This is a genomic window from Peribacillus sp. SIMBA_075 (genome assembly GCF_046534585.1).
This window is the reverse complement of the sequence record NZ_JAWRYN010001380.1, coordinates 1-244: the sequence shown is the minus strand read 5'-3', so window position 1 is coordinate 244 and position 244 is coordinate 1. Positions and strand designations below refer to the sequence as shown.

Genomic DNA, 244 nt, shown 5'->3' with positions numbered 1-244 from the left:
ATTCACGGGAATCGAATTCCTGGGGGAACTTGCGAACCGTGTGCCTGAACTATGTAAAGAATACGATGTGCCACGCGAAAAAGTACGCGTAATCTGCGTAGAAGCTGCACCGATGGTCTTGCCAGGATTCGATCCGGAATTGGTGGATTATGCAGTGGGCCATCTTCAAGCAAAAGGCATTGAGTTCTCTATCGGAACGCCTGTCGTAGAAGCGACTCCTGAAGGCGTGAAGATCAAGAAAAAC

1 protein-coding gene is annotated in these 244 nt (G+C 49.2%); it reads left to right on the top strand.

Annotation, left to right across the window (positions count from 1 at the left end; translation table 11 throughout):
- A partial coding sequence (locus SB775_RS32860) for an NAD-binding protein (RefSeq protein ID WP_410865484.1) occupies positions 1 to 244 on the top strand: 244 nt, incomplete at both ends.